19 protein-coding genes are annotated in these 21,942 nt (G+C 74.4%); 8 read left to right on the top strand and 11 right to left on the bottom strand.

All coding sequences use genetic code 11. The features are described from left to right. Positions 1 to 135: 135 nt before the first annotated feature. Positions 136 to 2,214, bottom strand: coding sequence for a S9 family peptidase (locus tag ABT238_RS37130; RefSeq protein WP_350570809.1), 2,079 nt, complete (start codon positions 2,212 to 2,214; stop codon positions 136 to 138). Between the two features lie 92 nt (positions 2,215 to 2,306). Between ABT238_RS37130 and ABT238_RS37125 the strand changes: the two genes are divergently transcribed. Next, positions 2,307 to 3,476, top strand: a complete 1,170-nt coding sequence (locus ABT238_RS37125) for an aminotransferase class V-fold PLP-dependent enzyme (protein ID WP_350570810.1) — start codon at positions 2,307 to 2,309, stop codon at positions 3,474 to 3,476. Positions 3,477 to 3,487: 11 nt separating this feature from the next. Here the strand turns inward: ABT238_RS37125 and ABT238_RS37120 are convergent, their stop codons facing one another. Together ABT238_RS37120 and ABT238_RS37115 are read right to left on the bottom strand one after the other, a co-directional pair. Beyond that, complete coding sequence (locus ABT238_RS37120; protein ID WP_350570812.1) at positions 3,488 to 3,820, bottom strand: ArsR/SmtB family transcription factor; 333 nt, start codon at positions 3,818 to 3,820, stop codon at positions 3,488 to 3,490. Positions 3,821 to 3,862: 42 nt separating this feature from the next. After that, positions 3,863 to 4,237, bottom strand: a complete 375-nt coding sequence (locus ABT238_RS37115; protein ID WP_344322143.1) for a hypothetical protein — start codon at positions 4,235 to 4,237, stop codon at positions 3,863 to 3,865. Positions 4,238 to 4,500: 263 nt separating this feature from the next. On the opposite strand from ABT238_RS37115, the gene ABT238_RS37110 reads away from it, so the two are divergent. Continuing rightward, a complete protein-coding gene (locus tag ABT238_RS37110; protein WP_350806270.1) occupies positions 4,501 to 7,374 on the top strand; it encodes a DEAD/DEAH box helicase in 2,874 nt (957 codons plus the stop codon). A gap of 111 nt (positions 7,375 to 7,485) precedes the next feature. On the opposite strand, the gene ABT238_RS37105 is transcribed toward ABT238_RS37110, so the two are convergent. The 4 genes from ABT238_RS37105 to ABT238_RS37090 form a co-directional block, all read right to left on the bottom strand. Continuing rightward, on the bottom strand, positions 7,486 to 7,827 hold the full coding sequence (locus ABT238_RS37105; RefSeq protein WP_350806250.1) for a winged helix-turn-helix domain-containing protein: 342 nt from the start codon (positions 7,825 to 7,827) through the stop codon (positions 7,486 to 7,488). Next, on the bottom strand, positions 7,824 to 8,621 hold the full coding sequence (locus tag ABT238_RS37100) for a hypothetical protein (RefSeq protein WP_350570815.1): 798 nt from the start codon (positions 8,619 to 8,621) through the stop codon (positions 7,824 to 7,826). Before ABT238_RS37100 ends, ABT238_RS37105 begins: the two co-directional genes overlap by 4 nt. Positions 8,622 to 8,755: 134 nt before the next feature. Beyond that, positions 8,756 to 9,658 (bottom strand): 5'-3' exonuclease, encoded by a 903-nt coding sequence (locus ABT238_RS37095; protein ID WP_350570830.1) that lies wholly within the window; start codon positions 9,656 to 9,658, stop codon positions 8,756 to 8,758. 57 nt (positions 9,659 to 9,715) lie between these two features. After that, positions 9,716 to 10,759 (bottom strand): cation diffusion facilitator family transporter, encoded by a 1,044-nt coding sequence (locus ABT238_RS37090; RefSeq protein ID WP_350806247.1) that lies wholly within the window; start codon positions 10,757 to 10,759, stop codon positions 9,716 to 9,718. 183 nt (positions 10,760 to 10,942) lie between these two features. Between ABT238_RS37090 and chrA the strand changes: the two genes are divergently transcribed. Beyond that, positions 10,943 to 12,118: a chromate efflux transporter gene (gene chrA, locus ABT238_RS37085; protein WP_350806243.1), complete on the top strand. Its 1,176-nt coding sequence runs from the start codon at positions 10,943 to 10,945 to the stop codon at positions 12,116 to 12,118. Positions 12,119 to 12,136: 18 nt separating this feature from the next. Here the strand turns inward: chrA and ABT238_RS37080 are convergent, their stop codons facing one another. Beyond that, positions 12,137 to 12,874, bottom strand: a complete 738-nt coding sequence (locus tag ABT238_RS37080) for a gamma-glutamyl-gamma-aminobutyrate hydrolase family protein (protein ID WP_350570821.1) — start codon at positions 12,872 to 12,874, stop codon at positions 12,137 to 12,139. A gap of 156 nt (positions 12,875 to 13,030) precedes the next feature. On the opposite strand from ABT238_RS37080, the gene ABT238_RS37075 reads away from it, so the two are divergent. The 4 genes from ABT238_RS37075 to ABT238_RS37060 all read left to right on the top strand — a co-directional run bounded on the left by ABT238_RS37075 (position 13,031) and on the right by ABT238_RS37060 (position 17,957). Further along, entirely contained in the window at positions 13,031 to 14,473 is a 1,443-nt protein-coding gene (locus ABT238_RS37075; RefSeq protein WP_350570822.1) for a glutamine synthetase family protein, read from the top strand. Positions 14,474 to 14,478: 5 nt separating this feature from the next. Continuing rightward, the gene (locus ABT238_RS37070) at positions 14,479 to 15,870 is read left to right on the top strand and encodes an aldehyde dehydrogenase family protein (RefSeq protein ID WP_350570831.1); all 1,392 of its coding nucleotides are present in this window, start codon (positions 14,479 to 14,481) and stop codon (positions 15,868 to 15,870) included. Between the two features lie 90 nt (positions 15,871 to 15,960). Continuing rightward, on the top strand, positions 15,961 to 16,716 hold the full coding sequence (locus ABT238_RS37065; protein ID WP_350570833.1) for a 3-oxoacyl-ACP reductase: 756 nt from the start codon (positions 15,961 to 15,963) through the stop codon (positions 16,714 to 16,716). Between the two features lie 110 nt (positions 16,717 to 16,826). After that, the gene (locus ABT238_RS37060) at positions 16,827 to 17,957 is read left to right on the top strand and encodes a DUF2510 domain-containing protein (protein WP_350570824.1); all 1,131 of its coding nucleotides are present in this window, start codon (positions 16,827 to 16,829) and stop codon (positions 17,955 to 17,957) included. 138 nt (positions 17,958 to 18,095) lie between these two features. Here the strand turns inward: ABT238_RS37060 and ABT238_RS37055 are convergent, their stop codons facing one another. The 3 genes from ABT238_RS37055 to ABT238_RS37045 form a co-directional block, all read right to left on the bottom strand. After that, positions 18,096 to 19,019, bottom strand: coding sequence for a lytic polysaccharide monooxygenase auxiliary activity family 9 protein (locus tag ABT238_RS37055; protein WP_350572520.1), 924 nt, complete (start codon positions 19,017 to 19,019; stop codon positions 18,096 to 18,098). Between the two features lie 259 nt (positions 19,020 to 19,278). Further along, the gene (locus ABT238_RS37050; protein WP_350806231.1) at positions 19,279 to 19,713 is read right to left on the bottom strand and encodes a hypothetical protein; all 435 of its coding nucleotides are present in this window, start codon (positions 19,711 to 19,713) and stop codon (positions 19,279 to 19,281) included. A gap of 83 nt (positions 19,714 to 19,796) precedes the next feature. Beyond that, positions 19,797 to 21,041 carry an amino acid deaminase/aldolase gene (locus ABT238_RS37045; RefSeq protein ID WP_350572518.1) on the bottom strand — a complete coding sequence of 415 codons (1,245 nt, stop codon included), beginning with the start codon at positions 21,039 to 21,041 and terminating at the stop codon, positions 19,797 to 19,799. A gap of 100 nt (positions 21,042 to 21,141) precedes the next feature. Between ABT238_RS37045 and ABT238_RS37040 the strand changes: the two genes are divergently transcribed. Then, positions 21,142 to 21,915 carry an SseB family protein gene (locus ABT238_RS37040; RefSeq protein WP_350572517.1) on the top strand — a complete coding sequence of 258 codons (774 nt, stop codon included), beginning with the start codon at positions 21,142 to 21,144 and terminating at the stop codon, positions 21,913 to 21,915. Positions 21,916 to 21,942 lie beyond the last annotated feature (27 nt).

The following is a 21,942-nucleotide window of genomic DNA, read 5'->3' as shown; positions in this document are numbered from 1 at the left end:
GTTGCTAATTTAATATTAAAAACTGTATTCGCAAAAACTTATACTATTGGGCCGCCGCCCCCCCAACCCGGGGGCCCCCCGTCGGCCCGGATGGGGCCGTGCGGCGCCCGGAGGGGTCGGCCGGGGGCCGGCGGGTCAGGCCAGGGAGGCTCGCAGGAAGGCGAGTTCGGCCTGCGCCAGCTGCTCGTTCACACCGCCCGGCGTCATGTGCGTGACGCCGGGCAGGGCCAGCAGGCTGTGCGGGCGGCCGGCCCGGGTGAGCGCCTGGGAGAGCAGCAGGGTGTGCGAGGGGTGCACGTTGTCGTCGGCCAGGCCGTGGATCAGCAGCAGCGGCCGGGTCAGCGACGGCGCGTCGTCCACCAGGCAGTCGGCCGCGTAGCCCTCCGGGTTCTGCTGCGGCAGGTCCAGGTAGCGCTCGGTGTACGCGGTGTCGTACAGCCGGAAGTCGGTGGGCGGGGCGCCCGCACAGGCGGCGTGGAAGACGTCCGGGCGGCGCAGCACGGCCATCGCCGCGAAGTAGCCGCCGTACGACCAGCCGCGCACGCCGACCCGGCCGAGGTCGAGGTCGGGGTGCGCCTCGCCGAGCGCGAGCAGCGCGTCCACCTGGTCGTCCAGCGCCACCTGGGAGAAGCGGCGGAAGATGGTCCGGGTGAAGGCCGGGGAGACGAACGGGGTGCCGCCGTTGTCGACGGTGACCACCGCGAAGCCCTGGTCGGCCCACCACTGCTTGAGCTGCCAGCGGCGCGGCTCGTTGGCCACCGCCTGGTAGCCGGGGCCGCCGTAGACGTCGAGCAGCACGGGCAGGCGCCGGCCGGGGACGTGCCCGCGCGGGTAGACCACGGCGCTGGGCAGGGCGCGCCCGGTCACCCGGGCCAGCCGCGGCTTGACCCGGAAGGGCAGGGCGGCCGAACGGTCCGTCAGGGCGGTGACGCCCTGCGGGGTGAGGGCCTCGCGGCGCACGCCGTCCGGGTCGGCCGAGGTGAGCAGCAGGGTGTCGCCGGCGGCCAGGGCGCTGTGCACGCCGGGGCCCTCGGAGAGCCGCTCGGGGGCCCCGCCGTCCGGGTCGACCAGGTGGACGTGCTGGTCGAACGGGTCGCCCTCGCCGGTCTCGCAGAGCAGCTTGCCGCGCAGCCGGCCGACCACCCGGCGGATCTGCAGGCCGGTGGTGTCCAGCGGCTTGCCGTCCAGGGCCAGGCCGCGGGCCTCGGGCGTGTCGTGGACGGTGAGCAGTCGGCCGTCGTCCAGCCGGGCGGGGGTGCCGGGCAGGTCGTCGACCCAGAACGCGTCGGTGGTGCGGGAGAGTTCGGTGGTGGCGCCGGTGGCCGGGTCGGCGCTCAGCAGCAGGATGTTCTGCTGCAGCCGGTCGGCGACGGTGAGCAGCAGTTCGTCGTCGCCGGCCCACTCGGCGGCGCACAGGTAGGGGAAGGCCGCGGTGTCCCAGGCGAGTTCGACCCGGTTGCCGTCCAGGCCGAGCACCCAGAGCCGGACGTCGGCGTTGGGGCCGCCGGCCTGCGGGTAGGCGAACCGCTCGGGGGCCTGCTCGGGGTGGGCCGGGTCGGCGAAGTGGCGCGGCGGGACGGCGGACTCGTCCACCCGGGCGGCGAGCACGGCGCCGCCGTCCGGACGCCACCAGTGGCCGCGGTGGCGGCCCAGCTCCTCGGCGGCGGCGAACTCGGCGACGCCCCAGCGGGCGCCGTCGTCCGGGCTGAGCCGCTGGCGGCCGGGGACGTCGGCCGAGGTGACGTAGAGGGCGTCGTCGGCGACGTAGGCGACGAGTTCGCCGGTCGCGTTCGGGCGGGGGTCGAAGGCCGGGCCGGCGGTGGGGATCTCGGTGCTGCGGCCGGTGGCGGTCTCGGTGCGGAAGAGCCGGCCGTCCAGGACGAAGACGGCGACGGCGAGGTCGGGGGTGGCGGCGAAGGTGCCGATGCCGGCGGCGGTGAGCCGGCTCCGCTCGCGCAGCCGGCGCTCGACCGCCGGCAGGTCGGCGCTCGCGCCGGTGCGGCCGGGGGCGAGCGCGGTCGGGTCGGCGACCTCGCGCTCCTCGCCGGTGGCGAGGTCGAGGAGGTGCAGCCGGTCGAACGGGTCCTCGGGGCCGGTGGAGCGGAGGAGCAGCAGGCGGGTACCGTCCTGGTTGAGCGACACCGCTCGAGGGGCACCGAAGCTGAAGCGGCCGGTCCGGGCGCTGAGGGAGAGGTAGGAGTCGGTGATGGTCACCGCCCGATGGTCGCCGCGGGACCCGTCCTCAGACCAGTGGGGCGACATGTGAAATGTCACACATCACGTGATCCAGGTAACAGGAGGAGAGTATGACCGAGACCGCGCGGAGCGTCGAACCGCCCGAGCCGCTGGCCGGCACCGAGACGCTGTTCTCGCTGGACCCGGCGGTGGTCCACCTCAACCACGGCTCCTTCGGCGCCGTCCCCGTCCCGGTCCAGCGGCTCCAGCGGCGGCTGCACGAGGAGCAGGAGGCCGACCCCGACGGCTTCTTCGCCGAGCTGCCCGCCCGGGTCGCCGCCGCCCGGACCCGGATCGCTGCCGCCCTCGGGACCGAGCCCGAGCTGCTCGCCCTGGTGCCCAACGTGACCGACGCGATCGCCGTCACCCTGGCCAACGTGCCGCTCTCCGCCGGGGACCACGTCCTGGTCAGCGACCACGGCTACGGCACCGTCACCGAGGCCGTGCGGCGCCGGGCCGAGGACGCCGGTGCGGAGCTGCGCACCGTGCGGCTGCCGCTGGACCTGCCCGACGGCGACGCGGTGCGCGAGACCGTGCTGGCCGAGGTCACCGACCGCACCGTGCTCGCCGTCCTGGACGGCATCACCTCGCCGACCGCCCGCCGCCTCGCCACCCCGGACCTGCTGCGCGCCCTGCGCGGCCGCGGCGTGACCACCGTGGTGGACGCCGCGCACGAGCCCGGCATGCTGGCCGGGCCCGTCCCGGAGGAGGCCGACTTCTGGTTCGGCAACCTGCACAAGTGGGCCTTCGCCCCGCGGGCCACCGGCGTGCTGGTGGTGCGCCCGGAGTGGGCCGGCAAGATCCGTCCGCTGATCCTCTCCTGGGAGGACCACCAGGGCTACCCGGCCTCCGTCGAGTGGCGCGGCACCCTGGACTACACGCCCTACCTGGCCGCCCCGGCCGGACTCGACCTGCTGGACGCGCTCGGGCCGGAGCTGGTGCGCGGCCACAACGAGCGGCTCGCCGCCTACGGCGCCGCGCTGGTGGCCGAGCGCACCGGGCTCGCGGCGCTGCCGTCCTCGGCGGGCCTGTCGATGCGGGCGCTGCGGCTGCCGGCCGGGGTCGCCGAGACGCTGCCGCAGGCGCAGGAGCTGATGGCCGGGATGTGGCGGCGGCACGCGGTGCGCACGGTGGCGCGTCCGTGGCCCGGCGGCGGGGTGCTGCGGGTGTGCGCGCAGCTGTACAACCGGGCGCCCGAGTACGAGGTACTGGCGGACGGGCTGGCCGGGCTGCTCGGGTAGCCGCGACCCGCTCAGTCCGCGGCGGCGCGCAGCTCGGCGAGCAGTACGTGCTGGTCCGCGAGGACCCCGGTGAGGATCCGCCGCGCCGCCCGCAGCAGGTCGGCGACGTCCCCGCCGGCCAGCGCGTACACCACCGTGCTGCCCTCCCGGGTGGCGCTGACGATGCCGGACCGGCGCAGCACCGCGAGCTGCTGCGAGAGCCTGGAGGGTTCGACCTCCAGCTCCGCCAGCAGGTCGCGCACGGGCGTCGGTCCGGCCTGCAGCAGCTCCAGGACCCGGATCCGGACGGGGTGGCCGAGCATCCGGAAGAACTCGGCCTTGGCCTGGTACAGCGCGATCGCCACGGCGCTCCCTCCCTGTTCCCCTCGCCGGTGCGTTTCCGGCCGTCAGATCTCCAGCGCCGTCTCGATCCGCTTCAGCTGGTGGCGGGCCATCGCCAGGTTGGCGCGGCCCCGGTTGAGCGCGAGGAACAGGAACAGGCCGCGGCCGCCCTGCGTGGTCAGCGGCCGGAGCAGGTGGTACTGGCTGGTCAGGCTGACCAGGATGTCCTCGATCTCGTTGTCGAGCAGGTTGAGGTGCTCCATCGCCCGCATCTTGGCCCGCACCACGTCGGTGTTGCCCGCGGCGGCGACGTTGAGGTCCAGTTCTCCGCCGTCACCGAGGGTGCCGAGGGCCATGCCGCTGCCGTAGTCGACCAGGGCGACGCCGATCGCGCCCTCGATCGCCATGGCCTCCTTGAGCGAGGTCTCCAGGTTCGCCATCGTGCGCTCCTCCCGTGGGCCCGGTGGGTGTCACCGGGATGTGGCACCGAATGTAGGCAGGCCGCACGGCGTGTCACCGCGGATGACCGGAGTCGTCCGAAGCTGGTCGCCGGGTGACCGCTTGAAGACATTTGCAACTATGGATGTGAGAGAGAAGCGATCCCTTGCCCGGGAAAAACGGTGCTATCGATGTCAGCCCCGCCGGGTAACCTCTCGCTGAGATGCGAGATCACACCAACGACCCCCGCGACCCCCGGACGGCGATGAACACCCCTGAGCGCGAGCCCTCCGACGGCCGGGAGCCCACCGACGAGCAGGAGCTCAGCCCGGCCGAGGCCTTCGCCGCCTCCCGCCGCCGGGCCAGGGAACAGGCCACCGCCCTGTTCGGCTTCCAGCAGCTCTACGACTTCCCGCTGGACGACTTCCAGCTGGAGGCCTGCCGCGCCCTGGAGGCCGGCGAGGGCGTCCTGGTCGCCGCGCCCACCGGCTCCGGCAAGACCATCGTCGGCGAGTTCGCCGTCCACCTCGCCCTCCAGGGCGGGCGCAAGTGCTTCTACACCACGCCGATCAAGGCGCTCTCCAACCAGAAGTACGGGGACCTCGTCCGGCGCTACGGCGCCGCCAAGGTCGGCCTGCTCACCGGCGACAACACCGTCAACGGCGACGCCCCGGTCGTGGTGATGACCACCGAGGTGCTCCGCAACATGCTCTACGCGGGCTCCAGCACCCTCGACGGCCTCGGCTACGTGGTCATGGACGAGGTCCACTACCTCGCCGACCGCTTCCGCGGCGCCGTCTGGGAGGAGGTCATCATCCACCTCCCCGGGTCCGTCACGCTGGTCTCGCTCTCCGCGACCGTCTCCAACGCCGAGGAGTTCGGCGACTGGCTGGACACCGTCCGCGGCGGCACCCGGGTCATCGTCTCCGAGCACCGGCCCGTCCCGCTCTGGCAGCACGTGATGGCCGGCAACCGGATGTACGACCTGTTCGCCAGCCCGGACCGCGACGGCCGCCCCAAGGGCAGCCTGCGCAACCCCGGCAAGGCGGTCAACCCCGAGCTGGTCCGCCTCGCCCGCGGCGAGCTCGACCGCAACCCGCGCGACCGCTTCGGGCGCGGGCGCGGCCGCTCCATGCCCAACGGCCGCCCCGGCAAGGTCTGGACCCCGGGCCGGGTCGACGTCATCGACCGGCTCGACGCCGAGGGCCTGCTGCCCGCCATCACCTTCATCTTCAGCCGGGCCGGCTGCGAGGCCGCCGTCCAGCAGTGCCTCTCCTCCGGCCTGCGTCTCAACAAGGACGCCGACCGCGCCCAGGTCCGCGCCCTCGTCGAGGAGCGCTGCGCCGACATCCCCGACGAGGACCTGCACGTCCTCGGCTACTTCGAGTGGCTGGACGGCCTGGAGCGCGGCATCGCCGCCCACCACGCCGGCATGCTGCCGCGGTTCAAGGAGGTCGTCGAGGAGCTGTTCGTGAAGGGTCTCGTCAAGGCCGTCTTCGCGACCGAGACCCTGGCCCTGGGCATCAACATGCCGGCGCGCTCCGTCGTCATGGAGAAGCTCGTCAAGTGGAACGGCGAGACCCACGCCGACATCACCCCCGGCGAGTACACCCAGCTCACCGGCCGGGCCGGACGGCGCGGCATCGACATCGAGGGCCACGCCGTGGTCCTGTGGCAGCGCGGCCTCGACCCGGAGGCGCTGGCCGGCCTCGCCGGTACCCGCACCTACCCGCTCAAGTCCTCGTTCCGGCCGTCCTACAACATGGCCGTCAACCTGGTCTCCCAGTTCGGCCGGCACCGCTCGCGCGAACTGCTGGAGACCTCCTTCGCGCAGTTCCAGGCCGACCGCTCGGTGGTCGGCATCGCCCGCCAGGTCCAGCGCAACGAGGAGGGCCTGGAGGGTTACCGCGAGTCCATGACCTGCCACCTCGGCGACTTCGAGGAGTACATGGCGCTGCGCCGGCAGCTCAAGGACCGGGAGAACGACCTCGCCCGCGAGGGCAGCAGCCAGCGCCGCGCCGCCGCCGTCGAGTCCATCGAGCAGCTCCGGCCCGGCGACGTCATCCACGTGCCGACCGGCAAGTTCGCCGGCCTCGCCCTCGTCCTCGACCCCGGTCTGCCGCCGGTCAACCGCTCGCCGCGCGGCGGCCCGCGCCACCCCGACTACCAGGACGGGCCGCGTCCCGTGGTGCTCACCGCCGAGCGGCAGGTCAAGCGGCTCGCGATGATCGACTTCCCGCACCCCGTCGCCGCGATCGAGCGGCTGCGCATCCCCAAGTCCTTCAACCCGCGCAGCCCGCAGTCCCGGCGCGACCTCGCCTCCGCGCTGCGCACCAAGGCCGGCCACCTGGAGCCCGAGCGGTTCCGGCGCGGGCGCGCGGCCGCCGCCGACGACCCCGAGATCAGCCGGCTGCGCACCGCCCTGCGCCAGCACCCGTGCCACGGCTGCGACCAGCGCGAGGACCACGCCCGCTGGTCCGAGCGCTACCACCGGCTGCACCGCGACACCGAGCTGCTGGAACGCAAGATGCGCTCCCGCACGCACACCATCGCCCGCACCTTCGACCGGGTCTGCGGCCTGCTCACCGACCTCGGCTACCTCAGCGGCGACACCGTCACCGAGGACGGCAAGCGGCTCGGCCGGCTCTACGGCGAACTCGACCTGCTCGCCTCGGAGTGCATCCGCGAGGGCGTCTGGAGCGGTCTCGCCGCCGCCGAACTCGCCGCCTGCGCCTCGGCGCTGGTCTACGAGGCCCGCCAGTCCGACGACGCCACCGCCCCCCGGGTGCCCGAGGGCGCGGCGAAGGAGGCGCTCGGCCAGATGGTCCGGATCTGGGGCCACCTCGACGCCCTGGAGGAGCAGCACCGGATCAACACCGCCGAGGGCGTCGGCCAGCGCGAGCCGGACCTGGGCTTCGCCTGGGCCGCCTACCGCTGGGCGCTCGGCCACTCGCTGGACCAGGTCCTGCGCGACGCCGACATGCCGGCCGGCGACTTCGTGCGCTGGACGAAGCAGCTGATCGACGTCCTCGGCCAGATCCAGGACGCCGCCGGCGAGGACGCCGACCTGCGCAAGACCGCCCGCAAGGCCGTCGACGGCCTGCGCCGCGGCATCATCGCTTACTCCTCCGTCGGCTGACCCTCCCGCCGGGCGTCGCCTTCCGCGACGCCCGGCCCCCGGGGTCCGCGCACGGCGGTGACGGCCGGGAACCCGGGCCGCCGGGAGCGGGTGGCCGGCGGGTCCGGCGTCCTACTCCTGCGGGGCGGCGGCTTCGAGCCGGTGGACGAGGGCGCGCAGGGCGCGCAGCTCGTGGTCGAGGGCCTGGGCGCCGGCGGGGGTGAGGGTGACCCAGGTGCGGGGCCGGCGGCCGGCGTAGCCCTTGTTCACCGCCACCAGGCCGGAGTCCTCCAGGACCTTCAGGTGGCGCGAGAGGTTGCCGTCGGTGAGCCCCAATTCCTGCTTGAGGAAGGCGAAATCGACGCTCTCGGCTTCGCGGGCGATGGCCAGGATGCCCAGCCGGACCCGCTGGTGGACGGTGTCGTCCAGGGCCAGGGTCGGGTGCTGCTCCTCGGTGCCGTCCGCGACGCTCATGGGGTGACCGTACGGGATGCGGCGGACGCGCGGCGCTCGGCGGTCCACTGGGTCAGTCCGGTGGCGAGCAGGACCACGGCGAGCAGCAGGGCCTTCGGCCGGGGGCCGTCGGCCCAGGAGCCGTCGAAGTGGTCGAGCCACGGCAGCCAGCCGCTGCCCCAGAGGCCCGTGAGGTAGGCGGTGAGCAGCGCGGTGTGGACGAGCCCGGTGGCGGCGACCAGCCGGTTGCGCTCGGCGAGGCCGAGGACGAGCAGGCCGATGCCGACCACGTACCAGGGCGAGGCGTAGTCGTTCGCGAGGAAGGAGAGGCCGTCCGGCACCCGGCGGGCGAACAGCAGGAGGACGAGCGGGACGGCGGCGACCAGGACGCCGGCGCCGGCCGCGGTGGCGAGCCAGGCGCCGCGGTGCGGGACGATGCCGCGGGTCTCCCCGCGCCTCCGGTACCAGCGGGCGAGGGCGAACCAGGCCAGCGGGAGGAGGGCGTACCAGACGCCCCAGCCGACGAAGCGCGCGATGGCCCCGTCGAACTCGCCCTCCAGGCACGGCCCGTCGAGCGAGTGCTGCACGCAGAGGCCGATGTGCTCCGAGTAGGCGAAGTACGGATACGAGGTGATGCTGCGTCCGTCGGGCGGGAAGTTGTAGGCCTCCCGGGCGATCGGCACCGCCGCCAGGGCCAGCAGCCCGAAGGCGAGCAGCGGGACGCCCGAGCCGCGCAGGCGGATACGGGCCCGGGCGCGCAACCCCTCGGTGGCGGCGAGCAGTTCGGCCGGGTCGCCCCGGTGCAGTGTGTCCATGGTCCACCCCTGGTGACGTCGTGTCAGTGGCTCTACTTTGCATCGCAAAGTAGATTGCGGTCAAGAGCTCATGGCCACGCAAAGCAAAGAGGGCCCGTCGCGTGGTGTGCGACGGGCCCCGGGGGCGGGTGGTGTCAGCGGGCGGTGAGCGCCTCCAGGACGCGGTCCAGGGAGGTGCCGAGGTTCCAGCGGGCGGAGAGGGACTCCAGGGTCATCGGGTCCAGCGGCTCGCCCGGCAGGGCGGGGTCGAAGTCGGGCAGCGGGGCGTCGGTGGCGACCCGGACCACGGTGGGCGCGACGTCCAGGTAGGCCGAGGCCTCCAGGATGTTGCGGCGCCGGGCGGGGGTGAGCGCGGAGCCGATGTCCTGGGCGGCGGTGCGGATGCCGGCCAGGTCGCCGTACTCGTGGATCAGCTGGGCCGCCGTCTTCTCGCCGATGCCCTTGACGCCGGGCAGGCCGTCGCTCGGGTCGCCGCGCAGGGCGGCCAGGTCGGCGTACTGGGCGCCGCTCACGCCGTACTTCTCGCGCAGCAGCGCGTCGTCGGTGACCTGGAGGTTGCCCATGCCCTTGACGGGGTAGAGCACGGTGATCGCGCGGGCGTCGTCGACCAGCTGGAACAGGTCGCGGTCGCCGGTGACGATCTGCACCGGCCCGGTGGCGCCCGCGGTCAGCGTGCCGATCACGTCGTCCGCCTCGTAGCCGGGGGAGCCGATCCGGGCGATGCCGAGCGCGTCCAGCACCTGCTCGATCACCGGGACCTGCGGGGCGAGGGTGTCCGGCACCTCCTCCTCGCCGTCGGTGGCGGCCTCGGCGACCCGGTGGGTCTTGTACGAGGGGATGAGGTCCACCCGCCACTGGGGGCGCCAGTCGGCGTCCATGCAGGCGACCAACTGGTCGGGCCGGTGGTCGTGGACCAGCCGGGCGATGAAGTCCAGCAGGCCCCGGACGGCGTTGACCGGCTCGCCCTGCGGCGAGCGCAGGGTGTCCGGTACGCCGAAGTAGGCCCGGAAGTAGAGACTGGCGGAGTCGAGCAGCATCAGGCGGGGTGCGGTCACGCCTCCGATCATGCCGTACCGGGCGGACACGCCGGGCCCTCAGTGCTCGTGCGGCCCGGCGCGGTGGACGGGGCCGTGGGCGTCGGCGCAGTGCTCGGGGGTGAGGTCGCCGGGCGTGGCGATCTGCAGCAGCGCGCCGGCCTCGTCCTCGCCGACGTGGTCGACCTGGAGGGTGCTGTGGGTGATGCCGTACTCCTCGGCCAGCCGGCGCTGGAGCCCGCGCCGCACCGCGTGGCAGTCGCCGCCCGGGGTGACCAGGATGTGCGCGGAGAGCGCGGGCTGCCCGGAGGTGATCTCCCAGATGTGCAGGTCGTGGATCTCCTCGACCAGCGGCTGGGCGACCAGCCGGTCGGCCACCGCGTCCGGGTCGACGCCGGCGGGCGCGGCCTCCAGGAAGATCCGCCCGGAGTCGCGGACCAGGCCGATGCCCGCCTTCAGCATCAGCGCGACCACGACGAGGGAGGCGATCGAGTCGGCCCGGGCGAAGCCGGTGGTCACCATCACCACACCGGCCACGGCGGTGGCGATGAACGCGTAGAGGTCGGTGAGGACGTGCTGGAAGGCGCCCTCGACGTTCAGCGAGCTGCGGTTGGCCTTGGACATGCACCAGGTGGCGGCGAGGTTGACGACCACACCGACCAGCGCGGTCACCAGCACCAGCGACCCGGTGACCTCCGGCGGCTCGAACAGCCGGCTGATCGCCTCGTAGCCGAGCCAGGCCGAGAGCACCAGCAGCGTCACGCCGTTGGCCTGCGCGGAGAGGATCTCGGCGCGCTTGAGGCCGTAGGTGTAGCCGCCGCGCGCCGGGCGGGCGGACAGCCGCATGGCGATCAGCGCGAGGACGATCGAGGCGGCGTCGGTGAGCATGTGCGCGGCGTCCGAGATCAGCGCCAGCGACTGGGCCGCGAAGCCGACCACCACCTCGCCGGCCATGAACACCACGATCAGCGCGAGCGCGCTCACCAGCCAGCGGCGGTCGGCGTCGGCGGAGACGCCGTGCGAGTGGCCGCCGTGGCCACCGGAGCCGCCGTGGGCGTGCTTGTGGTCATGCCCATGATCATGGTGGGGGTGTTCGCCGGCCATCGAAGTCCTCTCCTGGAACGCATGAAGACACGGGGGTCAGGGGCGGGCCGTGTGGCGGCCCCGCACTCGAAGTGAACCGCAGATCCAACGAAGATCCAAAGGCTGCACTGGAGACCGTTGTCATTGCCGAGCCGTAACCCCCGTCCGGTATTGTCGCGCCGCCGCTGAACAGGGGAGACACGCATGGAAGCGACCGGACGGGTGAGTCTGGGCACGATCGCCCGCGAGTGGGGCCGGATCGGCATCACCGGCTTCGGCGGGCCGCCCGCGCACATCCTGCTGCTGCGCCGGCTCTGCGTGGAGCGGCGCAAGTGGCTCTCGCCGGAGGAGTTCGAGGACGGCATCGCGGCGACCAACCTGCTGCCCGGACCGGCCTCCACCCAGCTCGCGATCCTCACCGCCTGGCGGCTGCGCGGCACCGCGGGCGCGCTGGTCGGCGGAGCCTGCTTCATCGCGCCCGGGCTCGCGCTGATCCTCGCCCTCGCGGTGCTGTTCCTGGCCGGCGACCCGCCGCCGTGGGTGCTCGGCGCGGCCGCCGGCGCGGGCGCGGCCGTCCCGGCGGTCGCCGTGCAGGCGGCCACCTCGCTGCTCCCCGCGAGCTTCACCCGGGCCGGGCGGGCCCGCGCCGCCCGCGTCCGCTGGGGCGGGTACGCGCTCGCCGGCGCGCTGGCGGCCGTGCTGACCGGCCCCTGGCTGGTCCTGGTGCTGATCGCCTCCGGGCTGACCGAGATCGCCGTCCGCAGGCAGCCCGGGGGAGCGGGCCTCGAACGCCCCCGCCGCACCCCCGGCGGCCCGCTGCCGCTCGCCGTCGCACTGCCCGCGCTCGGCGGGCTCGGCGCGGTGGCCTGGACGGCGTTCAAGGTGGGCGCGCTCTCCTACGGCGGAGGGTTCGTGATCATCCCGCTGATGCAGGACGACGCCGTCGACCGCTACCACTGGATGACCGACGGACAGTTCCTCAACGCCGTCGCCCTCGGCCAGGTCACCCCCGGCCCGGTCGTGCAGACCGTCGCCGTGGTCGGCTACGCGGCCGCCGGGATCGCCGGCGGGCTGCTCGCCGCGGCGGTCGCCTTCGCGCCGTCCTTCCTCCTCGTGATCCTCGGCGCCCGGCACTTCGACCGGCTGCGCGCCGACCGGCGGGTGCAGGACTTCCTCACCGGCGCCGGCCCGGCGGTGATCGGCGCCATCGCGGGTTCGGCGCTGCCGCTCGCCGCCGCGCTCGGCCACGGCTGGCAGTGGGCCGTGCTGGGCTGCGCGCTGCTCTGGCTGGTCGGCGCGCGGCGCGGGGTGGTGCCCGCCCTGCTGGCCGCCGGCGCGGCGGGGGTGATCGCCGCGGCCACCGGGCTGCCGCTGTCCTGAGCGGTCCCCGGGGACGGGCTACCCCACCTCCACCGGCTCCAACTGCACCGACCGCGCCGCCGTCGCCGCCCGCACCAGCGCCTGCATCACCCGCAGGTCGTCACCCTGCTCCGGATGCCACTGCACCCCGAGCGTGAACCCGGGCCCCTCCACCGCCTCCACCGTCCCGTCCGGCGCGTGCGCGCTCACCCGCAGCCCCGTCCCCAGCCGGTCCACCGCCTGGTGGTGGAAGGTCGGCACGGTCAGCTCCGGCTCCGGCAGCAGCCCGCCCAGCAGCGTGCCCGGCACCGGCCGCACCAGGTGCCTGGCGTACCGGCCGGGCGAGCCGCCGTGCATGTCCGCCTCGACGACGTCCGGCAGGTGCTGGATCAGGGTGCCACCGCACACCACGTTGAGCACCTGCATGCCCCGGCAGATCCCCAGCAGCGGCATCCCGGCCGCCAGCGCCGAGCGCAGCAGCGCGCTCTCCCAGACGTCCCGCTCCACCGCGTCGATGTCGCTCAGCGGGTGCGGCGGCTGCCCGTAGTAGGCCGGGTCGATGTCCGGCCCGCCCGCGATGACGAGGGCGTCGAGCCGGGCCAGCACCTCCGGCGCGCGCTCGGGGGCGTCCGGCGGCAGCAGCACCGCGATCCCGCCCGAATCCTGGACGTACGCGGTGTACCGCTCGGGCACCAGGGCCACCCGACGATCCCGCCAGTCGCTCCAACTCGCGTCCACCAGATAGGTGCTGACGCCGACAATAGGCCTGCGATCCATGGCGCGCATTCTCCTCCCGCACCGCCCGATCCCTCGTCAACCTCGCACCTCGGCGCGCCACACCCGCCCGCCCTCTTCCGTGCCCTCCGCGACAGGCCGTACGGTTCGCTGTGACCGCTTGGTCTCGCTGCGTGATCGAGGAGGAGGGCGACCGCCATGTCCGACCGCACCACCGCGCCCAGCGGCGCCGGGGCCACAGCCGGCGCCACCCCCGGCACACCCGGTGCCTCCGGCACCCCGCCGCGCCGCGCCCCGCTGACCCTGGACGAACTGCGCACCCTGGTCGACGCCGGCGAGGTCCACACCGTCGCCCTCGCCTTCACCGACATGCAGGGCCGCCTCCAGGGCAAGCGCTTCGCCGCCCGCTTCTTCCTGGACGAGGTCGCCGAGCACGGCGCCGAGGCCTGCGAGTACCTGCTCGCCGTCGACGTCGAGCTGAACACCGTGGACGGCTACGCGCTCTCCTCCTGGGAGACCGGCTACGGCGACTTCGCCATGCGCCCCGACCTGTCCACCCTGCGCCTGACCCCCTGGCAGCCCGGCACCGCCCAGGTCACCGCCGACCTGGCCGGCCGCGGCGGCCACCCGGTGGCCGCCGCGCCCCGCCAGCTGCTGCGGCGCCAGATCGCCCGGCTGGCCGAGCACGGCCTGGCCGCCGACATCGGCACCGAACTGGAGTTCCTGGTCTTCCGCGACACCTACGAACAGGCCTGGCAGGGCGGCTACCGGGGCCTGACCCCGGCCAGCCTCTACAACATCGACTACTCGCTGCTCGGCACCGCCCGGGTCGAACCGCTGCTCTCCCGGATCCGCACCGAGATGGCCGGCGCCGGCCTGGTCGTGGAGTCCGCCAAGGGCGAGTGCAACCTCGGCCAGCACGAGATCGCCTTCCGCTACACCGACGCGCTCACCACCTGCGACCAGCACAGCGTCTACAAGACCGGCGCCAAGGAGATCGCCGCCCAACTCGGCTGCGCGCTCACCTTCATGGCCAAGTACGACCAGCGCGAGGGCAACAGCTGCCACATCCACCTGTCACTGCGCGACGCCGTCGGCGCCCCGGCGTTCGCCGCCGCGGACGGCCGGATGACCGACACCATGCGGCACTTCCTGGCCGGACAGCTGGCCGCGCTGCGCGAGTTCACCCTGCTCTACGCGCCGAACATCAACTCCTACAAGCGCTACCGCCCCGGCTCCTTCGCCCCGACCGCCGTCGCCTGGGGCCGGGACAACCGGACCTGCGCCTACCGGGTGGTCGGCAACGGCGCCGGGCTGCGGATGGAGAACCGGGTGCCCGGCGGCGACGTCAACCCGTACCTGGCGGTGGCCGGCATGATCGCCGCCGGACTGCACGGCATCCAGCAGAAGCTGGACCTGCCCGTCCCCTGCCTCGGCAACGCCTACGCCGCCGACGACTACGCCCGGGTGCCCGGCTCGCTGCGCGAGGCCGCCGACCTGTGGGGCGCGAGCGAACTCGCCCGCGCCGCCTTCGGGGACGACGTCGTCGAGCACTACCTGCACATGGCCCGGGTCGAACAGGCCGCCTACGACAGCGCGATCACCGACTGGGAGCGCTACCGATCCTTCGAGCGGATGTGAGCACCATCGACACGACCACCACCCTCGCCCAGGCGCACCCCGCCGCCCGCACCCTGCACAACCCCGCCACCGGTGAGGCCCTCGGCACCGTCCCCGACACCACCCCCGGGCAGCTGGACGCCGCCGTGCGGCGCGCCGTCGAGGCGCAGCGCGGCTGGGCCGCCCTCGCCCCCGGCGAACGGGCCCGGCTGCTGCGCCGCTTCGCCGACCAGGTGGAGGTGCACGTCCCCGAACTCGCCGCGCTGGAGGTCGCCGAGGCCGGCCACACCATCGGCAACGCCACCTGGGAGGCGGGCAACGTCCGCGACCTGCTGGAGTACGCGGCCGGCGGCGTGGAGCGACTGACCGGGCGGCAGATCCCGGTCGCCGGAGGGCTGGACGTCACCTTCCACGAGCCGGTCGGCGTGGTCGGGGTGATCGCGCCGTGGAACTTCCCGATGCCGATCGCCGCCTGGGGCTTCGCCCCCGCGCTGGCCGCCGGCAACGCCGTCCTGCTCAAACCCGCCGAGGCCACCCCGCTCACCGCGCTGCGACTGGCCGAACTCGCCCTCGCCGCAGGGCTTCCGGAGGGCCTGTTCCAGGTGGTGCCGGGCGCCGGTCCGGTGACCGGCCGGGCCCTGGTCGACCACCCGGCGGTGCGCGAGATCGTCTTCACCGGGTCGACCGTGGTCGGCAAGGAGGTCGCCGCCCGCTGCGCGGCCCGGGCCAAGCGGGTCACCCTCGAACTCGGCGGCAAGAGCCCCAACATCGTCTTCGCCGACGCCGACCTCGAAGGCGCCGCGGACCCGATGTCCTTCCTCGACAACAGCGGCCAGGACTGCTGCGCCCGCAGCCGGATCCTGGTCCAGCGCGAGGCCTGGGACGACTTCCTGGCGCTGCTGCTGCCCGCCGTCGAGCGGATCCGCACCGGCGACCCGGCCGACCCGCGGACCGACCTCGGCCCGCTGATCTCGGCCGCGCAGGTCCGCCGGGTGGCGTCGTTCGTGACGCCCGAACTGCCCGTGCTGGCCCGCGGCGCGGTGCCGGACGGGCCGGGCCACTGGTACCCGCCGACGGTGCTGGCGCCCACCTCGGCGGACGTCCCGGCGGTCACCGAGGAGATCTTCGGCCCGGTCGCGGTCGTCCTGCCGTTCACCGACGAGGCGGACGCGCTGCGGCTCGCCAACGCCACCCGCTACGGCCTGTCCGGCTCGATCTGGACCCGCGACCTGGGCCGGGCGCTGCGCCTGGCCCGGGGCGTCGCGGCGGGCAACCTGTCGGTCAACTCGCACGCCTCGGTGCGGTACTGGACGCCGTTCGGCGGCTTCGGCGAGTCCGGGGTCGGCCGCGAGCTGGGGCCGGAGGCGCTGGCGCACTTCACCGAGACCAAGAACGTCTTCATCCGGACCGAGGAGTAGGAGCACCCGGTGACCCACCAGTCCCACCACCCCCGCGCGTCCGAGAAGTCCGAGAAGGCCGCGCAGCCCCCGGCGCCGGTCTGCCGCCGGCTGGTCGGCCGGACGGCCGTGATCACCGGCGCGGGCAGCGGGATCGGCCTGGCCTCGGCCCGCCGGCTGGCCGCCGAGGGCGCGAAGGTGGTCTGCGCCGACATCGACGAGACCACCGGCAAGGCGGCCGCCGAGGAGGTCGGCGGCCTGTTCGTGCACACCGACGTCACCGACCCGGCGATGGTCGAGGCGCTCTTCGACGAGGCCTACGAGACCTTCGGCAGCGTGGACGTCGCCTTCAACAACGCCGGCATCTCGCCGCCGGAGGACGACTCCATCCTCACCACCGAGCTGGACGCCTGGCGCAGGGTCCAGGAGGTCAACCTGACCTCGGTCTACCTCTGCTGCAAGGCGGCGCTGCCGTACATGCGCCGCCACGGGCGCGGCTCGATCGTCAACACCGCGAGCTTCGTCGCCCGGATGGGCGCCGCCACCTCGCAGATCTCCTACACCGCCTCCAAGGGCGGCGTGCTGGCGATGTCCCGCGAGCTGGGCGTGCAGTTCGCCCGGGAGGGCATCCGGGTCAACGCGCTGTCGCCGGGGCCGGTGGACACCCCGCTGCTGCGCGAGCTGTTCGCCAAGGACCCGGAACGCGCGGCCCGCCGGCTGGTGCACATCCCGCTCGGCCGCTTCGCCCGTCCGGAGGAGATCGCCGCCGCGGTGGCCTTCCTCGCCAGCGACGACTCCTCCTTCATCACCGCGAGCGAGTTCCTGGTCGACGGCGGCATCGCCGGGGCCTATGTGACCCCGCTGTAGCGCGCCCGAGGGGCCCGGCCGCGCCTTCTCACCGTAATCTCATCGAAAAGGCCGGGAATCCGGGGTCCAGCTGATTTCGCGCTTATCCGGCTGCCCTTAGATTCTTTGTCGTGAGTGAGCAGATCCCCGCCGGGTGGTACCCGGATCCGAAGGACATCACCAGCGACCCGAGACCGCAGCGCTGGTGGGACGGCAAGGGGTGGACGGCCGACACCCGGCCCGCACCCTCGGACGCACCGCCGGCGCAGGCCCCGGCCGCCGGTGCTCCGGGGCCGGACGAGGCCGCCGGCCCCCGGGTGCTGGAGGGGGAGGTGCTGGAGGGCGGGCCGTCGGCCCGCTTCCCGGAGCCGCCGCCCTTCGGCACCGCCTACGGTTCGCCGGTGCCGCCGGCCCCGAAGCGGCGGCGCAGGCCGTCCGCGGTGGTGATCGCGGCGGCGGTGGCGGCCGTGCTCGGCCTGGGCGTCGGCTCGGGCGTCACCTACCTGGCGATGGACGACCACGACGAGCGGAACCGCACCGCGCACTCGGGCGACACCGTCCGGCCGGAGGGCGACGGCGGCTGGTTCGGCCTGCCGGGCTTCGGCGGCCCCGGCGGCAACGGCCCGGGCGGCAACGGCGGCAATGGCGGCGACGGCCCCGGTGGTAACGGCGGCAACGGCGGCCAGGGCAAGGGCGACGGCAACGGCAAGGGGGCCGTCCCCGGCAGCGACAAGGCCGTCGACATGGTGAACCGGCTGGTCCTGCCGGTCCCCTCCGGCTGGGAGGGCGGCACCACCCGCGACGGCTACGCCGCGCTCTCCGTCGGCTCCTACGAGTGCGAGGGCGGCGGCAGCTGCTCGCTCGGCGGCGCCAACACCGGCCGGATCGAGGGCGGCGGCACCGACGCGCAGGCGGCGGCCAAGGCCGACATCGAGAAGGCCGCCAAGGACTCCTACAACGAGATCGTCTCGCACGAGGAGCTGAAGTCCGAGGCGGTCAAGGTGGACGGCCGCGACGGCTACCTGGTCCGCTGGAAGGTGGACGCGGCCAAGGGCAACGACGGCTACGTGCAGACGGTGGTCTTCCCGTCCGCCGACGGCAAGTCGCTGGTCTCGGTGCACCTGGGCTTCGACATCGCGGCCAAGGCGCCGGACGTCGCGGTGATGGACACCATCGTCAAGGGCATCGACGACTACAGCGGCAGGCTGCCGGCCTTCCCTGGCGGCCCGAACGGCAACGGCAGCGGCACCGCGAACACCTGACGGGAGGCCGTTCGGCTCACGCACGGCGGCGGCCCGCCCGGAACACTCCGGGCGGGCCGCCGCCGTCCTCAGCTGCGACGGATCGGCCGGGGCGGGGCCGAACGGGGGGTGGGACGGCCCGGCCCCGGCTTCCGGCGGTCAGCCGTCGTGTCGCACAGCCTCGACCCGACGGCGCCGGAGCACCATGCCGGCCCAGCCGACGCCGATCGCGGCGGCACCGGTCAGCAGCAGCGGGCCGGTGGCGGAGCCGCCACCCACCGCCGCGCTGTCGGCCGCGACGACCTTGCCGGCGGGCTCCTCGGCGTTGCCGCCGTGCCCGTGGTGGGCGACGGTGGACTTGGACTGGCCGGCGGCGATCTGCTCCTCGCTGGGCGCGGCCGGGGCCTGCGCGGCGAGCGCCGACACGGCGCCGGCGGTGGTGGCGCCCTTGCCGAAGTCGACGTCGGAGCAGCTGTAGAACGCCTCGGGGCTGTCGGTGCGCTGCCAGACCATGTAGAGCAGCTGACGGCCGGTGCGCTGCGGCAGGGTGCCGCTGTAGTTGTAGTAGCCGTTGTCGGACGTGCGGGAGGTGGGCACCTGCGCGACCGGGACCGCGTCGAGGTCGGACCACTTCAGCGGCTGGGTCGGGTCCCAGCTCTGCTTGGTGATGTAGATGGTCTGGTTGCCCTGGTGGGCGGCGGTGACCCGGAACTTGAAGTCGATCTTGCCGGCCGCGACCGCGGTGGCCGGCCAGTCGGCACGCGGCAGGTCCAGCGCCTTGTACTTGTCGCGGCCGGCGGAGCAGAGCTTGCCGTCCGGGATCTGCGCCTGGTGGTTGCCGGCCACGCTGGCGAGGTTGACCTCGTTCCAGTCGTACAGCGGCTGGGTGCCGCCGAGCGCGACGACGTCCTTGCAGAGCTGCGACTTGGGGGTCTCCGGGCCTTCCGCGTAGCAGGCCGCGACCCGGCTGACCGGGTTGGTGACGGTGCCGTGGGCGCCGGCGGTGCCGATGCCGACGGAGGTGACGGAGAGGAAGGCGGCGCCGATGACGCCGACGGACATGGCGGTTCGCTTGATGGACATGGGGTGGGGACTCCTTGACCGTGAACCGGGTCGAAGCTGTGGGGGACTGCCGGGCACGTCTGCCCGAGGGGACGGCCGACCCGGCGCGCGACCCCTGGGCTGAGCGTATGATTGGACTAGACCAGCTGGCAATAGCGCGTTCTGGGCCACTTTTTGACGGAAAGTAGGCCTCCGAGCAGCGCAAAGGCCCGACGGGACGCCTGGGTTAGGCATCCCATCGGGCCCTCTTAAGGTCCGGCCAAGGTTCCCCGGGGGTGGATCAGTTCCTGGGAGGGGCGGGGTGCTCTCCGATGGATCCTCCGTGGACAGGCCCGGTCATGATGACGGTGCCGTGCACCGTCCCGTGGTCGATCGTGTTGACGGTGTGGGTGATCACGACAGACTGCGGCTGTCGCGGCGTGAACTCCTCCAGCAGGGCGCGCAGTTCGCCCGCCGCCTCGGGTTCCTGGCGGAGCAGCCGGCGGATCCGGTTGCGCAGCTCGGCGGCCTGGTCGTCGACCAGCCCGGCGTCGCCGTCCGCCCGGACCACCTCGACCCGGATCTCCTCCAGCTCGGCGGACACCTCCTCGGCGTCCCGGCCGCGCCCCAGCAGGCCCGCGAGCCGTGAACGCAGCTGCGTCCAGGCCTCGGTGGCCATCAGTCCGACCACCGTCGTGGCGCCCGTGGTCACCAGCTGTGCGATCTCGGCCTCCACGGCCTCCCCCTTTGTCGGTCCCGTTCGCGGTGTGCGTCCCACGGTAGTGCAACCGGGTCCGCGGCAGGGCGGAACCGCCCAGGTCAGAGGAAGGTCCGGCCCTCGCCCCGGTAGGTCGGCACGGTGTCCACCACCGCGTCCCCCCGCACCAGGTGCAACTCGGCGAAGCGCTCGCAGAGTTCCCCCGCCTTGGCGTGCCGGAACCAGACCCGGTCGCCGATCAGCAGGTCGTCGGCCGCCGCCCCGAGCAGCGGCGTCTGCACCTCGCCGGCGCCCTCCATCGGGTCGTAGCGCAGCCCCGGCGGCAGGTACGGCACGGGGGAGCGGTCCGGGCCGGCCGCGCCGGAGGCCGGGTAGCCGCCGCCGAGCACGGTCACCACGCCCACTCCGGGGCGGCGCACCACCGGCTGGCCGAACAGCGCGGCCGGGCGGCCGCGGAACGCCCGGTAGTGGTCGAACAGCTGCGGCTGGTAGAGCCCGGACCCGGCCGCCACCTCGGTCACCGCGCGCTCGGCCACCGTCGACTCGACGCTGCCGGTGCCGCCGCCGTTGACGAACTCCAGCTCGGCCACCCGGCGCAGCAGCCGTACGGTGGCCGCGCGGCGCTCGGCCAGCTCGGTCCGCGCCCGGGTCTGCATCATCCGCACCAGCGCGGAGCGCACCGGGCGCCCGGGCACGGAGTCCCCGACCCCGGCGACGTGTCCCTCGTACGCCATCAGCCCGACCACCCGGAAGCCCCGGCGCCGCTGCACCAGCTCGGCGAAGGCGGCCACGTCCTCGGGGGTGCGCAGCGGGGAGCGGCGCGCGCCGACCCGCACCCGCCCGCCGAGCAGGTGCAGCGAGGTGTCCAGCTCCAGGCCGACCCGCACCTCGGCGGTGCCGGCCCGGGCGGCGTCGACCAGGTCCAGCTGGGCGGGGTCGTCCAGCACCACGGTGACGGCGGCGGCGAGCCCGGGGTCGGCGGTCAGCTCGGCGAAGCCGGCCCGGTCGCTGGAGGGGTAGGCGAGCAGGACGTCGTCCAGCCCGCCGCGGGCCAGCCAGAGCGACTCGGCGAGGGTGAAGCTCATCACCCCGGCGAAGCCCCGCACGGCCAGCGCCCGCTCCAGCAGGGCGCGGCAGCGCACCGACTTGCTCGCCACCCGGACCGGCTTGCCGCCGGCCCGGCGCACCAGGTCGGCGGCGTTGGCGTCGAAGGCCTCCAGGTCGACGACGGCCACCGGGCCGTCCAGGTGGGCGGTGGCCCGGTCGTACCGGGCGCGGTCGGCGGCCGGCGAGGGGACGGACGCGGCGCGGGCGGCGTCGGCGGCAGCGGCTTCGGGCGTGGCCATGGGCGCAGACTGCCACACCGCGCCTACCCGCGGGTAGGGGACGGACGGGGGACCTTCGGTCCGTGGGGACGGAAGGGGGTGGTGGCATAGGGTCGGCCGGGTGGACCGCAAAGACTTCTCCAACCCGGCGTTCGTCGGCAAGAACATCCCCGACCCGGGCTTCTCCGGCGACGACGGCGGCGCCGATCCGGCGCTGGCCGCCGCGCTCGCCCGCTGGGCGCAGGACCGCGCGGCCGAGCCGGAGGTGCTCGCGGCGCTGACCCCCACCCGGCTGATGGTGCCGATCGTGGCGATCCTCGGCGAGGTCGAGGTGGACGCGCACGGGCACCGGCACGAGAAGACCAGCGACATGGCCGTCCCGGTGCTGGAGGCCGCCGACGGCCGGCGCGCGCTGCCGGCCTTCACCTCGCTGGAGTCGCTGGCGCGCTGGCGCGCCGACGCCCGTCCGGCGCCGACCGCCGCCCCGCAGGCGGCGATGGTCGCCTTCTCCGAGCGGGCGGACACCCTGCTGGTGGACCCGGCCGGGCCGGTGCCGTTCCAGCTGTCGGGGGCCCGGCTGCGCGCGCTCGCGGAGAACCGGCCCTACCTGCCGCCGGCCGGCGACCCCGAGGTGCGCGAGGCGGTCCGGGCGCTGCTGGCGGCCGAGCCGCAGGTGACCGCCGGGATGCTGGCGCCGTCCGGGGACTCGGACGGGGTGCTCGCGGTCGTCCTCGACCCGGCGCTCGACCAGGCCGGGATGCAGGCGGCCGCGCAGCGGGTCGGACGGGCGGTGGCCGCGGACCCGGTGCTGCGGGTGCGGCTGGACCGGGGTCTCGACCTGGCGGTGCTCCCGGCGAGCGCCGGGCTGCCCGGCGAGCCGCTCTACCGGCGGTGACGGCGGCGGGCGGCCGGCCCGGTCACG

It is taken from the genome of Kitasatospora sp. NPDC001527, assembly GCF_040298605.1.
Lineage (GTDB): Bacteria > Actinomycetota > Actinomycetes > Streptomycetales > Streptomycetaceae > Kitasatospora.
This window is presented reverse-complemented; position numbering and strand designations above follow the sequence as displayed.

Bases quoted from the DNA above. Each gene is read 5' to 3' on its own strand.
- ABT238_RS37125 (WP_350570810.1), top strand. From the start codon at position 2,307: ATGACCGAGACCGCGCGGAGCGTCGAACCGCCCGAGCCGCTGGCCGGC.
- ABT238_RS37115 (WP_344322143.1), bottom strand. From the start codon at position 4,237: ATGGCGAACCTGGAGACCTCGCTCAAGGAGGCCATGGCGATCGAGGGC.
- ABT238_RS37110 (WP_350806270.1), top strand. From the start codon at position 4,501: ATGAACACCCCTGAGCGCGAGCCCTCCGACGGCCGGGAGCCCACCGAC.
- ABT238_RS37105 (WP_350806250.1), bottom strand. From the start codon at position 7,827: ATGAGCGTCGCGGACGGCACCGAGGAGCAGCACCCGACCCTGGCCCTG.
- ABT238_RS37100 (WP_350570815.1), bottom strand. From the start codon at position 8,621: ATGGACACACTGCACCGGGGCGACCCGGCCGAACTGCTCGCCGCCACC.
- ABT238_RS37095 (WP_350570830.1), bottom strand. From the start codon at position 9,658: ATGCTGCTCGACTCCGCCAGTCTCTACTTCCGGGCCTACTTCGGCGTA.
- ABT238_RS37090 (WP_350806247.1), bottom strand. From the start codon at position 10,759: ATGGCCGGCGAACACCCCCACCATGATCATGGGCATGACCACAAGCAC.
- chrA (WP_350806243.1), top strand. From the start codon at position 10,943: ATGGAAGCGACCGGACGGGTGAGTCTGGGCACGATCGCCCGCGAGTGG.
- ABT238_RS37080 (WP_350570821.1), bottom strand. From the start codon at position 12,874: ATGGATCGCAGGCCTATTGTCGGCGTCAGCACCTATCTGGTGGACGCG.
- ABT238_RS37075 (WP_350570822.1), top strand. From the start codon at position 13,031: ATGTCCGACCGCACCACCGCGCCCAGCGGCGCCGGGGCCACAGCCGGC.
- ABT238_RS37055 (WP_350572520.1), bottom strand. From the start codon at position 19,019: ATGTCCATCAAGCGAACCGCCATGTCCGTCGGCGTCATCGGCGCCGCC.
- ABT238_RS37045 (WP_350572518.1), bottom strand. From the start codon at position 21,041: ATGGCCACGCCCGAAGCCGCTGCCGCCGACGCCGCCCGCGCCGCGTCC.